11 protein-coding genes are annotated in these 14,606 nt (G+C 47.8%); 6 read left to right on the forward strand and 5 right to left on the reverse strand.

The window, feature by feature from the left end; all coding sequences use genetic code 11:
• Window positions 1–139 precede the first annotated feature (139 nt).
• From J7623_RS16180 to J7623_RS16200, 5 genes are all read left to right on the forward strand, one after another.
• Window positions 140–1,591: an alpha-L-fucosidase gene (locus J7623_RS16180; RefSeq protein WP_291922176.1), complete on the forward strand. Its 1,452-nt coding sequence runs from the start codon at window positions 140–142 to the stop codon at window positions 1,589–1,591.
• Between the two features lie 195 nt (window positions 1,592–1,786).
• Window positions 1,787–3,937, forward strand: a complete 2,151-nt coding sequence (locus tag J7623_RS16185) for a PQQ-binding-like beta-propeller repeat protein (RefSeq protein ID WP_291922179.1) — start codon at window positions 1,787–1,789, stop codon at window positions 3,935–3,937.
• 36 nt (window positions 3,938–3,973) lie between these two features.
• Window positions 3,974–4,888: a TIM barrel protein gene (locus J7623_RS16190; protein WP_291922183.1), complete on the forward strand. Its 915-nt coding sequence runs from the start codon at window positions 3,974–3,976 to the stop codon at window positions 4,886–4,888.
• Between the two features lie 32 nt (window positions 4,889–4,920).
• Window positions 4,921–7,071, forward strand: a complete 2,151-nt coding sequence (locus J7623_RS16195) for an SUMF1/EgtB/PvdO family nonheme iron enzyme (RefSeq protein ID WP_291922186.1) — start codon at window positions 4,921–4,923, stop codon at window positions 7,069–7,071.
• A 57-nt stretch (window positions 7,072–7,128) separates the two neighbouring features.
• Entirely contained in the window at window positions 7,129–8,898 is a 1,770-nt protein-coding gene (locus J7623_RS16200) for an SGNH/GDSL hydrolase family protein (RefSeq protein ID WP_291922189.1), read from the forward strand.
• A gap of 68 nt (window positions 8,899–8,966) precedes the next feature.
• On the opposite strand, the gene J7623_RS16205 is transcribed toward J7623_RS16200, so the two are convergent.
• The 5 genes from J7623_RS16205 to J7623_RS16225 are packed head-to-tail and all read right to left on the reverse strand — an operon-like array spanning window position 8,967 to window position 13,228.
• Window positions 8,967–9,725 (reverse strand): LytTR family DNA-binding domain-containing protein, encoded by a 759-nt coding sequence (locus J7623_RS16205; protein WP_291922192.1) that lies wholly within the window; start codon window positions 9,723–9,725, stop codon window positions 8,967–8,969.
• Window positions 9,722–10,798, reverse strand: coding sequence for a sensor histidine kinase (locus J7623_RS16210; RefSeq protein ID WP_291922194.1), 1,077 nt, complete (start codon window positions 10,796–10,798; stop codon window positions 9,722–9,724). The genes J7623_RS16205 and J7623_RS16210 overlap by 4 nt, the downstream gene beginning before the upstream one ends.
• 17 nt (window positions 10,799–10,815) lie before the next feature.
• Window positions 10,816–11,790, reverse strand: coding sequence for an NAD-dependent epimerase/dehydratase family protein (locus tag J7623_RS16215; RefSeq protein WP_291922197.1), 975 nt, complete (start codon window positions 11,788–11,790; stop codon window positions 10,816–10,818).
• A gap of 5 nt (window positions 11,791–11,795) precedes the next feature.
• Window positions 11,796–12,599, reverse strand: coding sequence for an SDR family NAD(P)-dependent oxidoreductase (locus tag J7623_RS16220; RefSeq protein WP_291922199.1), 804 nt, complete (start codon window positions 12,597–12,599; stop codon window positions 11,796–11,798).
• Window positions 12,600–12,604: 5 nt separating this feature from the next.
• Window positions 12,605–13,228, reverse strand: a complete 624-nt coding sequence (locus J7623_RS16225; protein ID WP_291922202.1) for an START domain-containing protein — start codon at window positions 13,226–13,228, stop codon at window positions 12,605–12,607.
• 208 nt (window positions 13,229–13,436) lie between these two features.
• Between J7623_RS16225 and J7623_RS16230 the strand changes: the two genes are divergently transcribed.
• Complete coding sequence (locus J7623_RS16230; RefSeq protein WP_291922204.1) at window positions 13,437–14,552, forward strand: tetratricopeptide repeat protein; 1,116 nt, start codon at window positions 13,437–13,439, stop codon at window positions 14,550–14,552.
• Window positions 14,553–14,606: the final 54 nt, after the last annotated feature.

Consider the following 14,606-nt stretch of genomic DNA (forward strand, 5'->3'; position numbering starts at 1 on the left):
AGACAAGGACGGTAAATGTGCAGACAACGCAGGAATAAGTGCAGACGGGGAAGTAATTATTATCATCAGAGAAAATACCATTAATATGGGCAATCCTCAATAACTATTTTTGGGAACCTTAAGTATTTAAAGACTTGTTATGAAAAAATGCGTTGTTGGTGTGCTCTTTTTTTTCCTGTGTGCCACCACAGGTTTTGCACAAAAGTATGAAGCTAACTGGGCTTCCCTGAATAAACGGGGAATTCCCGCCTGGTTTAATAATGCTAAATTTGGCATCTTCATTCACTGGGGGGTGTATGCGGTACCGTCTTTTTCTGCGGTAGGCCCCGGTGGTTATTCCGAATGGTACTGGGCTACCAAGGACGTAGGGTCCGGCGATAACCATGAAAAAACAAAGACTTTTCATGAAAAGAATTATGGCGCCAATACACCATATCAAAGCCTGGAGAGCCAGTTTACAGCTTCCCTCTTTAATCCGCAGCAGTGGGCAAATGTATTTCGCCGTTCCGGTGCCAGGTATGTAGTGCTCACCTCCAAGCATCACGAAGGCTACTGTTTATGGGATAGCAAAGAAGCAGATCAATCCTGGGGTCGTTCCTGGAACGCTGTTACGGGTACGCCTAAACGGGATTTGCTGGGCGACCTCACCAATGCGGTGCGTGCAGAAGGATTGCGTATGGGATATTATTATTCGTTGTACGAATGGTTTAACCCGCTGTGGCAGAAAGATAAGCCCCGTTATGTGAAGGAAGTGATGACACCACAGTTTAAAGACCTGGTGACCCGTTATAAACCTTCTGTTATTTTCTCTGATGGAGAATGGGATTTGTCAGATACTGCGTGGAACAGTACTTCATTGCTGGCCTGGTTGTACAACGAATCACCGGTAAAGGATGAAGTAGCGGTAGACGATCGCTGGGGCAGTGGTACCCGCGGCAAAAACAATGGCGCCACTTACCTGACCTCTGAATATGGCAGTGGTATGCAACCCGGTGTGGTTTGGGAAGAAAGCCAGGGTATTGGACAGTCGTATGGCTATAACCGTATGGAAACTGCCGATGATTACAAGAAAAGCAGTGACCTGGTTTTAATGCTGGTAGATATTGTATCAAGAGGCGGTAACCTGTTGCTGGATATCGGGCCCACCGCAGATGGCCGTATCCCCGTAATTATGCAGCAGAAACTGCTGGACATCGGTCAATGGCTGGAAGTGAACGGCGAAGGTATTTATGACACCAAACCATGGAAAGAAACCCGGCAATGGACTTTGGGCAAGCGCCCGGAAGTAAAAGAGGAAGCTTTCATGTCTGGTTATAATATCAGTAACCTGGTGAAACCTTCAAAAGAGCACGCCAGCGTGGAAATGTTTTTCACCAGCAAGCCAGGCGCCCTGTATTGCTTTTTACCGGCGTATAAGTCGCAGGTAACCATCCGGAACTATACACCGGCAAAAGGCGCTGCCATCAGTATTCTGGGTACCAGCAAAACGATTAACTGGGCGCAGAAAGGCAAGGACTGTGTAATAGACTTATCAAGTCTGCGTCCGGGTGATATCCCGAACGGACTGTTTGTAGTGAAAATAAAAGGCTGATTTTTTTAGAGCAGAAAGCGGAAAGCAGAAAGCAAAAAGCTATTGAAGCGATTGATAAAAGCGGATAGTAATTAAGATACTCGCTTCTGTCAATCGCTTCAATAGCTTTTTGCTTTCTGCTCCACCCATCATGTTTTCTTAAAAAATTATTTTAAAAAGTATATTTTTAAAGGAACCAGTTATCAACTACGTCAAATGCGTTCCACGAGTCTTCTATTACTGATGGCAATGTTATTACTATCCTGTACTTCGGGCAACAACGCCCACCGTACCTGGGAGGTATATGGCGGCAGCAAGGAAAACATCCACTATAGTGCGTTAACCTCACTGGATACCAGTAATGTGGCGCAGTTGAAGGTAGCCTGGGTTTTTCATACCGGTGACGCGGAAGAAATGACGCAGATACAGGTGAACCCGGTGGTGATAGGGGACCGGTTGTACGGGGTATCGCCGAAGTTAAAACTGTTTGCCCTCGACGCTGCTACCGGCAAGGATTTATGGGTATTTGACCCGGTGAATATTTCGGGAGATGTAAAAGGCAAAGGCTATTTCCAATACAACGCCTGCCGGGGCGTGGCTTATTATGAAAACGGCACATCTGACAAGCGGATATTTTATACAGCCGGAGCAAAACTACACTGCATTGATGCTGATAAAGGCCGGCTCATTACTTCTTTTGGCGACAGCGGTTATGTGGACCTGCATCATGATATGGGCCGCAACATGGACCAGCTGTATATTACATCTACTACCCCCGGTATTATTTACAAAGATCTCCTTATTATAGGCACACGTGTAGATGAAGAAGCAGGCGGCGCGCCCGGCTACATCCGTGCTTACGATGTACATACGGGCAAACTCAGATGGATTTTTCACACCATTCCACAACCCGGAGAAGAGGGCTATGATTCCTGGGAAGACAAGGAGGCCTGGCAGCATACCGGTGGTGTGAATGCCTGGGCCGGATTTAGTTTGGATGAAAAAAACGGGGTAGTGTTTGCGCCCATGGGCTCCGCTACTTACGATTTTTATGGTGGTCGCCGGAAGGGAAACAATCTTTTTGCCAACTGCGTGCTGGCCATGGATGCGGCCACCGGCAAGCGGATCTGGCATTATCAAACGGTGCACCATGATGTTTGGGACCGGGACCTGCCTACAGCACCGATGCTGGTGAATGTAAAGAAAGACGGAAAGGAAGTGGCAGCGGTAGTACAGGTAACCAAATCAGGATTCATTTTTTTACTGGATCAGCGTACCGGGCAACCGCTGTACCCGGTTACAGAAACCCCTGTGCCGGCAGATACGGCCCTGCCCGGAGAGTACCTGTCTCCCACACAACCTGTTCCTACATTTTTTGCGCCTTTTGTCAGACAATCTTTACCCGTAGCAGACCTGAACCGCCTGGTGCCGGATAGCTCTTACCAGGATATCCTGCAACGACTACAGACTTATAAAACCGGCCATCTCTTCAACCCGCCTTCGCGGCAGGGTACCGTCATTTTCCCCGGCTTTGATGGAGGCGCGGAATGGGGCGGTCCGGCTATAGATCCCACCACTGGTGTGTTGTACGTTAACGCCAGCGAAATGCCATGGATACTCACTATGGTTGATGCAAAAGAGAAAGCGCCGGAAGTGAATGAAACACAGCTGCAGGCAGGAAAACGTTTGTACAACACGCATTGCATGGCTTGTCATGGTCCGGAACGTAAAGGCAGCAGCAACTTCCCTTCGTTGGTGCATACCCGTGATAAGTATAACGAGGCCGCTTTTATGCAACTGGTAGACGGTGGCAGAAGAATGATGCCTGCCTTCAAACAGCTGGACAGCAGCGAGAAAAAGGCATTGGCTGCTTTTATACTCGATATAAAAGCACAACAGTTGCACCCCTTTACCGCACCGCGGAGAAACGTGGACGCCTATACGGATTTACCTTACCGGGCTACCGGGTATAATAAATTTTTAACGAAAGAAGGATACCCTGCGGTATCGCCACCATGGGGCACATTGAGCGCCATTGACCTGAACACCGGGCAACTGTTGTGGAAAGATACCCTGGGCGATTACCCGGAACTCAAAGCCAAAGGGATTCACAGTGGCACCGAAAATTATGGAGGGCCGGTGGTGACTGCCGGCGGACTGGTATTCATTGCAGCTACGGCCGATAGTAAGTTCAGGGCATTTAACAAAAGAACCGGTCAGTTGCTATGGGAAACCACGTTGCCGGCCTGTGGTTTTGCCACGCCGGCGGTGTATGAAGTGAACGGAAAACAATTTGTAGTGATTGCCTGTGGCGGTGGAAAGCTGGGCAAAAAATCAGGCGATACTTATCTCGCCTTTTCGCTGTAAAGAAACGTATCTGTCAATATATAAATTAGCTTTCTTATGAGTATTTCAAGAAGAAGTTTCCTCAGGCAAGGTACCCTGGCGCTAGCCGGTACTGCCATGCTGCCAAAAGGTTTGCTGGCCACTGCTGCTGCCAAACCGGTGCTGGGCATCCAGTTGTATTCTATCCGCGCAGACATGAAAAAAGATCCGGCCGGTACGCTGAAACAACTGGCAGCCATGGGCTATAAAAACGTGGAACATGCCGGCTATGCAGCGCGCAAATTCTATGGCTATACGGCCAAAGACTTTAAGAAATTATTAGGCGACCTGGGCTTAGTAATGCCAAGCGGCCATACCGTCATGGGTAAACAACACTGGGATGCCGCCAAAAAAGATTTCACCGACGAATGGAAATATACGGTAGAAGATGCGGCTATCGTAGGACAGCACTATGTGATCAGTCCATGGCTGGATGAAGGTTTGCGTAAGAACTACGACGACTTCAAAGCTTATATGGATGTATTCAATAAAAGCGGCGCCTTGTGCAAAAAACAGGGGATGAAATTTGGCTATCATAACCATGATTTCGAATTCAGTCAGCAATTGAACGGACAAAAAATATTTGATCTCATCTTACAAAATACAGATCCTTCGCTGGTGGCACAGCAATTGGATATCGGCAATATGTATCATGCCGGTGGTGTGGCGTTGGATATTATTAAGCAGTACCCTGGCCGTTTTGAGCTGATGCACGTGAAAGATGAAATTAAAGCGGAGAAAGGAGAAATGGGTAGCAACTACGAAAGCACCGTGTTGGGCAAAGGTATTATCCCGGTAAAAGAAGTGATTGACCTCGGTAAAAAATCCGGTGGTACACGTTATTTTATTGTTGAGCAGGAATCCTACCAGGGTCAGGCGCCACTGGATGCTGTGCGCGACGATCTGCAGGTGATGCGGAAGTGGGGCTATTAATCATTTTTATCGACCTAAAATCAAATCATTGCATGAATGTATTTGCAAGGCTGCTGGCTATGGCCACTCTCAGCCTGCCGGTGACCCTTTGCGCGCAAATCCGTTTACAGGGCGCGGAAGGGGAGCTGATTGCAGGACCGGAGCAGCCGTCGCAACGGGCGCAGTGGCTGGACTCCCTGCAACGGTGGCGAACACACGAAAAAGATCACTTACAATATAACGGTAAAGCCTATACGGACAAAGCATTGAGCTGGATACCCGGTACATTTATGTATGCCCAGATCATGGCGCACGACCGTTATCTCTACGACCCGGCAACGCGGCAATATACCGTGAACCGCTTCCTCGATGACCTGACTACCCGCTACGGTGGTCTGGACGCCGTGTTGATATGGCCTACCTATCCCAACATCGGCATAGATAACCGCAACCAGTTTGACCTGGTAGCAGATATGCCAGGAGGGAAAGCAGCCCTGAAGCAAATGATCCGCGACTTCCACAAAAGAGGCGTGCGGGTATTTTTCCCGATCATGATATGGGACCACGGCACCCGCCGTATCAGTATTCCTATGGCTGATGAGCTGACGGCAGAAATGAAGGAGCTGGGCGCCGACGGCCTGAATGGGGATACCATGCACGGGGTAACGTCCGACTTCAAAGAAGCGTATACCCGTTTAGGTTATCCGCTGGCATTACAGCCGGAAATCCATATCGGCGATTTAAAAATGGTAGAATGGAATACCATGAGCTGGGGCTACTACTGGGAAAAATGGGGAAGCGCCGGCTTCAGGTATATACCGGGCGTGAGTTTGTACAAATGGCTGGAACCCCGGCACCAGGTACATGTCACCAATCGCTGGGCGATCGATAAAATAGACGACCTGCAATATGCATTCTTCAACGGCGTGGGGTATAATGCCTGGGAAAATATCTGGGGCATCTGGAACCAGGTACCACCGCGGTATGCAGCCATGATCCGCAGCATAAGGGATATATACCGGCAGTTCCCGGAAGTATGGAACAGCCCCCGCTGGGAGCCTCATATACCTACACTGCAGGCAGGCGTTTTTGCATCGAAATTTCCTGGCACTAACGCTACGGTATATACGCTGGTGAATCGCGACAGTACCGGTAAAACCGGTCCGCAGCTCACCATGGAAGCCATGCCTGGCGATCGGTACTATGATGTATGGAACGGGCAGGAGCTGAACGCTGTGAAGGCTGGTGATAAAGTAACCCTTGACTTTCGTATACCGGGTCATGGTTTTGGCGCCGTAGCGGTGATTCCGGCCACTGTTTCCAACAACACGCTGGAACGTTTCCTGGCCGGCCGGCGGCAGTTGCTGGCAACACCACCGGAGCAATTATCTGCTACCAGCGCGCCACTACCACAAGAGATGACGCCTATTCCTGCCACTAAAAAAGTGGCAACAGCACCGGAAGGCATGGTGCATATCCCTGCTGCCACGGCATATAAATTTGTATCTACGGGTGTGATGATTGAAGGGAATGAGCTGCCGGATGCCATCGGCGTACAATATCCATGGGAAGCACATCCGCAGCGCTCGCACGTAAAAGAGATGGCTATCGCCTCTTTTTTTATAGACCGTTACCCGGTCACCAACCGGCAGTTTAAACAATTTATGGATGCCACGCATTATCGTCCGGCAAATAGCCATCACTTTCTGAAAGACTGGAAGAACGGTACCTATCCGGCGGGCTGGGAGCAGAAGCCGGTTACCTGGGTGAGCATAGAAGACGCCCGGGCTTATGCTGCCTGGGCAGGCAAGCGGCTACCACATGAATGGGAATGGCAGTACGCGGCACAAGGTACTGATGGGCGGCTTTATCCCTGGGGCATGACGGCCGACAGCAACCGGATTCCCCCCGCAGATACCGGTCGTGTACTCCGTGGCCCTGCTAACGTAGACGCCTATACTAACGGTGCCAGCCCTTTCGGCGTTATGGATCTTACCGGCAACGTATGGCAGTGGACGGATGAGTATAGCGATGCACATACCCGTTCGGCGGTATTGAAGGGAGGCAGTTACTACCACCCGCAAACGTCTTACTGGTATTTCCCGCAGGCGCAACAACTAACACAGCATGGCAAATACCTGTTGCTGTCGCCAGGAATGGACCGGGCCGGCACGCTTGGGTTCCGCTGTGTTGTAGATCAATGATATTATCACTATTGGCGATTGCACGGAAGGCAATCGCCGGAATGAAAAAAACGAAGCATGAAAAAACGAATGATGGTGAGTACAGCACTGCTCCTGATGCTGGTGAATATAGCTACCGCACAAACGCCCCGTAAATTCAAGAGTTGGGAGCCTGCCACAGATAACAGCATCTATGCACTGGAAGGACAGGGCTGGCGCGGCGATACCAGTGATTATTATACCCGGCTGCCACCAGCCGCAAAAAGTAAAGTACGCGATCATGTATGGAATTTATCGCGCAACAGTACCGGGCTGAGTCTGCGATTCAAAAGTAATGCGGATGAAATAGTAGTGAAGTACCGCATTACAGGAAGCGCCAGTATGCCGCATATGCCGGCTACCGGTGTGAGTGGTGTGGACCTGTATGTTAAAAGTATAGACGGGAGATGGATGTTCTGCGCGGGCGACTATGCCTTTGACAGTACCGTTGTTTACCGGTTTAAAAATCTGAAGACAACAGATCAGCATGTAAAGAATGTAGAATATACATTGTTCCTGCCGTTATATAATTCCGTAAAATCGCTGAGTATATCGGTGCCGGAAGAGAGCTATTTTAAACCGATGCCGGTTCGTGCAGAAGCACCGGTTGTAGTTTACGGTACTTCTATTGCACAGGGTGGCTGTGCTTCCAGGCCCGGTATGGCCTGGACCAATATACTGGAACGAAAATTAGACCGGCCGGTGATCAACCTCGGCTTTTCCGGCAACGGGCGTATGGAAAAGGAAGTAGTGGCATTCCTGGCGGAGATACCTGCCAGCCTGTATGTGCTGGATTGCCTGCCAAACCTGACGCCTGCAGAATATACCAATGCGGAAATAAAAAGACGTATAGCCGAATGCGTTAAGCTGCTGCAGGAAAAGCGCCCGGGCATTCCGATATTGCTGACCGAGCACGATGGATACACCAACGAAACCAATGTGGAACGTATGGACTCTTACGTGCGTGTAAATAAGGCATTGAAAGAAGTGGCGGATTCTATGCTTAAGGCGGGGATGAAGAATATTACCGTACTTACCAAAGAAGAAATTGGCCAGGACCCCGACGCCATGGTAGACGGCACCCATCCCACCGATCTTGGAATGATGGCTTATGCCAACGCCTATGCGAAAAAAATCCACGCTATTTTTAGAGAAAGAGAAGGGAATACGGTTACTACCACGCCTGTTACACAGCGCCGCGATGCCGGTATTTACGACTGGGAAACCCGTCACTATGAAGTGTTGGCGTATAACAAAGCGCATTCCCCTAAAGTGCTCTTCATCGGCAACTCCATTACTAACTTCTGGGGTGGCAACCCGGTGTCTTCAGTGATCAGGGGCAGTAGTTCCTGGGATAAATATTTTGCGCCTAAACAAACCGTTAATATGGGCTTTGGCTGGGATCGGGTAGAGAATGTACTGTGGCGCATGCAACATGGTGAGCTGGATGGTATCCAGCCGGAATATATTGTACTGATGATAGGGACCAATAATTTGCAACTCAATACAGACGCAGAAATTGTAGACGGATTGAAAAACCTGTTACAGGTGATACAGGAGAAGCAGCCGGCTGCAAAGATCATCCTGATGGGAATATTGCCACGTAAGAATATGGAAGCCAGGGTAGCGGGGATTAACAAGTTAATCGCCCGTATTCCGGGAAATAATAAAATCCGGTTCGCTAATGCGGGATCGCTGTTTTTGCAGGCAGACGGAAAGCTCCGGGAGAACCTGTTTTCCGATGGATTGCATCCTAATGAACAGGGATATGAGAAGCTGGGAGCGTTTATTGATAAGTATTTGAAGTAAGAGCAGAAAGCTATTGAAGCGAATGATCGGAGCGAGTGATCGCTTCAATAGCTTTTTGCTTTCTGCTTTCAGCTTTCTGCTCCTTCGAGCCAGCTTTTGAATTCCGTAACCCTTTCACGGCTAATAATAACATCAGTATCAACATCGGGTGCTAATTGAAGAATTAATCTGCTATTGTAGTAAGTGGTGATTTTCTTGATGGCATCTATATGAATAATAAATTGCCGGTTAATACGAAAGAACTGATTCTTATCCAGTAACTTTTCTATCTGGTCCAGGGAATAGTCCAGCGGTACCCGCTGGTTGTTGCTGGTGGTGGCCCAGGTAGTACCTTTCGCAAATTGCAGCCAGGCAATATCTTTTGCTTTGACGTAAATGAGCTGGTTATTGATGCGTCCAATAAATCGGGTGCTGTCGCGACGCAGGAATTCTTCTGCCAGTTTACTGATATCTACGGTATAATTATTGGCGGGCCTGAACTGTTCATATTTTTTCAGGGCATTCCTTAATTCTTCCAGGTCAATAGGCTTCATTAAATAGTCGATGCTATTTACCTTGAATGCTTGTAACGCAAAGCCATCGTAGGCTGTGGTGAAAATAATAGGTGTGCGGACTTTCGTTTTATTGAATAATTCAAAGCAGTTGCCATCTGACAATTGTATATCCATCAGCATGAGATCTACCGGCTGTTTTTGTTCCAGCCATTTCAATCCCTCTTCTACAGATTCAAGCACCGCTACTACTTCCATGTCGGGGTTACACTTGTGCAATAATTGTGTAAGCCGCTCGGCGTTGTGCATCTCATCTTCAAAAATTACTATTTTCATGACGCTGTAATAATGGGTAGTTTTACAATAAACATTTCATTTTCCTGGTAAATTTCCAGGTTGTTGTTGCTGATCAGGGCATATCGTTTCTGAATATTTTCGAGGCCTATACCAGAAGATATTTCGGGACTGGCCTTGGGTCGGATATGATTGGAAACGATCAGCGAATTGCCTTCGCTTTTGATAGTGATCAACAGCGGATCCTGTGCGGAAAACCGGTTATGTTTGATCGCGTTTTCTATGAGCATTTGTAGGGTTACCGGTGGTATCATCCCTTTTGCTTTTACTTTTTCTGATATATCGCTTGCAAACTGAATGCTTTGCTGGTGGCGGATGCGTATCAGGAAAAGATAGGAGTCGAGGAAGTCCAGTTCTGTTTGTACCGGTACCAGGTTCTCAAATTTTTTATCTAATATATATCGATAAGTTTTGGCCAGTTGTGTGATATAGTCGGCCGACAAATCAGGGCTTTTGTATACCAGGTTGGTGAGTACACTGAGTGAATTAAAAAAGAAGTGTGGGTCTATCTGGTTTCGCAAGGCATCATAACGGGCCTGGATATTTTCGCGCATGAGTCGCTCTGTTTGAAGTTGGTATTCTTTCCATTCAGAGTAGTAAAAAATGATGCCATTGAATGTTAGTATCAGCAGGTAAAACATGAAGATACCGAAGTTCAGGTCGTAGCTGAAGTGACGGAAGCTTTCCCAGGCTTCATAGCGGTGAAACAGTACAATGTCGGCCACGCCGTAGCAGAAGCCGAAAGCGAAGGCTACCAGCATGCCATAGCCCACCTGGCTGCTACAGAGGAATACCAGGCGGCTGGCGGGTTTTCGTTGCTGTGTTTTTTTCTCTACCGTCCGGGCCAGCCAGGTGGCACCTTCCCAGGCGATGAGCCCGAATATGACATAGAAAATGCTGAACACCTGTCCCCTTAAATCCATCATCTGTAACCCGGTAGTGAAGGTATGATCGAAGGATTTGAAGATGGTACTGAAAGTGTACAAAATCAGTATCCTGGATAGATACAGAAATACTTTACTTGAAAATAATTTTTCGTTTTCCTGAAAATTCATTCCTCGTTTGTATAATACTAAATGTAGTTATTTTCCTTAAACCACGTGAATGCGCCGGAAACGGCGGTTTCTACCGGGGTATATTGCAAGTGTAATTCCCGCTCTGACTTTTTACCGGAATAGTAATTATCCAGGCATAGCATATATGCGGTGCTATAATTTAGTTTTCCGGAGATGCCCGGCAGTGACCCGATCATACCGGCAAATTTCAACACGAACCTGGGGATCCGGATCAGTAGTTGCCGTTTCCCGGAGATCTTTCTCAATAGCCTGAAAAACTCGCCATAGGAGAGGTTTTGGCCAGCCAGCAGGTAGCAGTCACCGGTTTTTCCTTTTTCGATGGCGTTGATAATACCGCGGCATACATCTTTGATATGCACGAAATTTTTGCCACCGGGAGGATAGAACAACAGCCGGTGTTTCAGGCCATAGAGGATAAGTTTCCCGGAACTGGGTTTCACATCGTTGGGTCCTATCATAAAAGTGGGATTAACAACTACGGCTGGTAATTGTTTGGCAGCTACCTGCTCCAGCACATATTGCTGGGCGAGGTATTTACTGTTGATATAGCCGGAGTTGGCGTTGAACAAGGTAAATCCGTTGAGTTCATTGCCTGGATTTTGTTTGTTACCCGGGGCAATAGTATTGGCGGTGCTTACATAAATAAACTGTTGTACCTGGTATGCCAGGCAGGCAGCGGTAATATGCCGGGTGGCGATGAAATTCACTTTCTCATATTCTTCAAAGGAAATGCCCCATTGTTCCGTGATACACGCTGCATGGATCACGATATCACAGCCTTTAACCGCATTGAGTACATGTTCGATATTATCAATCTGGCCAAAGAAAACTTCACAGGGGATGTCGGCAATACCTTTCAGATCGGCGTTAGGGCGCACAATGATCCGGATATCGTATCCCAGCCGGTATAATTCCCGGGTGAGGTTGGAGCCAAGGAAGCCATTAGCGCCGGTAATCAGTACTTTTTTCATATGTCTTAAACAGATAATGCAAATGGTATTTCTTTCTTTACTTCCCGCGACACGATCCGCATTTTGAGGGATAGTGGCAGCAGTTGCATGAGCAGGTGATTCACCTTATTCATCAGTCCGGGTATGATCACCGGATGTTTTGCCAGCGTGCCTTTGAGGGCAATCCGGGCAATTTCGGGGGTAGGCAGCAGGCCCATTTTTCCTTTGCGTCCCTGGCTGATAATACGGCGGGAGGTATGGGAATTGGTCATAATAGGACCGGGGTATACTACGCTGACGGATACGCCTGTACCGGTCAATTCTTCTTTTAATCCGAGGAAGAAAGAAGAGATGAAGGCTTTGGAAGCCGGGTATACCGTTTTATATGCGATGGGCGTAAAAGCCGCCATGCTGGCGATATTCATGATATAGCTCTGTGGGTGCTTCAACAGGTGAGGTATCAGCAGGTGCGTAAGCAATACGGTACTTCTTACGTTGAGCATGATAATATCATCTATCCGTTTCAGTGAGGTATGGGTAATGGAAGAAGTACCACCCACGCCGGCGTTGTTGATGAGAAAATTAATAGCATATTGCTCCGTGATGATATGCAGTTGTTGTTTTAGTATCTCACTATCTGACAGGTCGAATTCAAATACTTTAACGCTCACTTGGTATTCCAGTTCCAGGTTGTGTGCGATGGAGGACAGGTTACCTCCCGGCAGGGCGATGAGAATGATATTCATGCCCTTCCTGGCGCATTGGATGGCGAACTCTTTGCCAAGCCCGGAGCTGGCGCCGGTGATCAGTGTATAAGCAGGTGTTGACATAATCATTATTTTTCCAACAGGTCTTTGAACCGGGTCATTGTTTTGAACAGGTTATCGTGAATAATTGGATCAGATACCCAGCGGGGTACTTTTTTACTTCGGTCGGTGGTCACCATATAGGTAATTTTCATTTGTCCGCCAGCGACCGGTTCCATGATCCATTTGCCCCGGGTGCCCGTGATGCGGGTGGTTTTGTCCGGCAGCGGAAAGCGGCTGTCGGCGGTACTTTCAAAGATCACTTCCGCAGTATTGCCGGCGCCGGACGGGTGGCGGTACTGGTAAAGCAGGCAGCAGTCCTGGTCGTCCATGGGCCAGGGGATATTGTAGCGGATATAAGTAACCCAATGTTGTTCGTCTGCCTGGGCTGCAATTTTATAATCGCTGGCATTGGTGTTCCATTGCATGCCGCGGGATTGGTCCTTGAAGAGGCCGATGACCGCAGGTACGCCGGCTTTGACGAGAAATACCGCTTTTATTTCTCTTACGTTTTCACCACCGGCTCCCGGAATCCACCGTTCATACAGCGTTATCGCCTTGGTCTGCTTTACCAGCTTAAATTCGCTGGTATCGCCAAACAGGGAGCGGATAAAGAGTGCGCTGCTGATCAATAAAACAGGTAAGCTTTGCATACAGAATAATTTGAAGCAAATGTGCGGCTGGATATGTTGATGGCAAACGATTTTCCGCTGAGTTGTGGGATAAGGGCATTGACCTGTAGAAAATAAGAAGCAGAAAGCGGAAAGCATAAAGCAAAAAGCTATTTTCGCGAATATCTCCGGGGCAATGGCTTTTTGCTTTCTGCTTTCAGCTTTTGCCCTTTCACTTAAATACCTATATATGAAACGATACCTTTCCCTATTCCTTCTTTGTAGCAGTATTGGTGTAATGCAGGCCAGTGCTCAAACCAATGCAGAAAAAGCCAGAGAAAAAGTAACTGAAGCGGTAAAGCTGATGGACGACGGTAAAGCGGCAGAGTCTATCCCTTTATTGGAGGAAGCCATGATGCTGGATCCGGATAATAACAATATCCGTTATGAGAAAAGTTATGCGCTGTATATGATGAAGGACTACAAGGCAGCCCGCAATTTGTTAAAGAAATTAAGGGATGACAGAAACCTGGGGCCTAATGTGTATCAGCTGTTAGGGAATACCTATGATGATTCCGGAGATCCAAAGCAGGCGATTAAAACCTACGAAGAGGGAATAAAAGAGTTTCCTGAAGCCGGTAACCTATACCTGGAGCGCGGTGTGATGGAGATGAAAGTAAAGGATTATGGTAAAGCATTGAATTTTTTCGAGAAGGGGATAGAAGCAGCTCCTATGTTTCCTTCGAACTATTACCGTGCTGCCACCCTGTTTTGTTTGGTTACAAACGAGAAAGTATGGGGAGTGATGTATGGGGAGATATTTATGAACCTGGAGCCGAATACGGCTCGTACGGCGGAAATAAGTAAGCTGTTATTTGATACCTATAAATCACAGATCACATTTTCCGGAGATACAGGCATTGCTGTCAGCTTCTCTAAAAACAGGAATATTAACATTACCTATAACGTTGATTCCGGCCCGGAAGCCTTGATGGCAGCCTTGAAACAAATAAAAGTGCCTTTTGGTACCGGTGTTTATGAGCCTACGTTGGCGGTTGCACTGGCGGGAGAGCACAGTGTTGACCTGGCTTCATTGAGCCGTACCCGTGATCGCTTCCTGCAGGCATATGAACAGCTTGGGCATCAACAGAAAACACCTGTTGTTTTATTTGATTTTCAGCGGGAGGTGAAAGCAGCTGGCCACCTGGAAGCCTATAACTATTGGCTGTTAAGTGAAGGTGATAAAGTGGCTTTCAATCATTGGGAGTTAGCTAACAATGATAAATGGCGACGTTTTGCAGAATGGTTTTCTGAACACCACCTTACTATCACGGCGGATAACAAATTTAATATGACGAAGTACTGAGTATAATTTATTATTTTGTTCGCCACGCCACGCCTCGATTTAGCGTGGCGTGGC

This window comes from Chitinophaga sp. (assembly GCF_017745275.1).
Lineage (GTDB): Bacteria > Bacteroidota > Bacteroidia > Chitinophagales > Chitinophagaceae > Chitinophaga.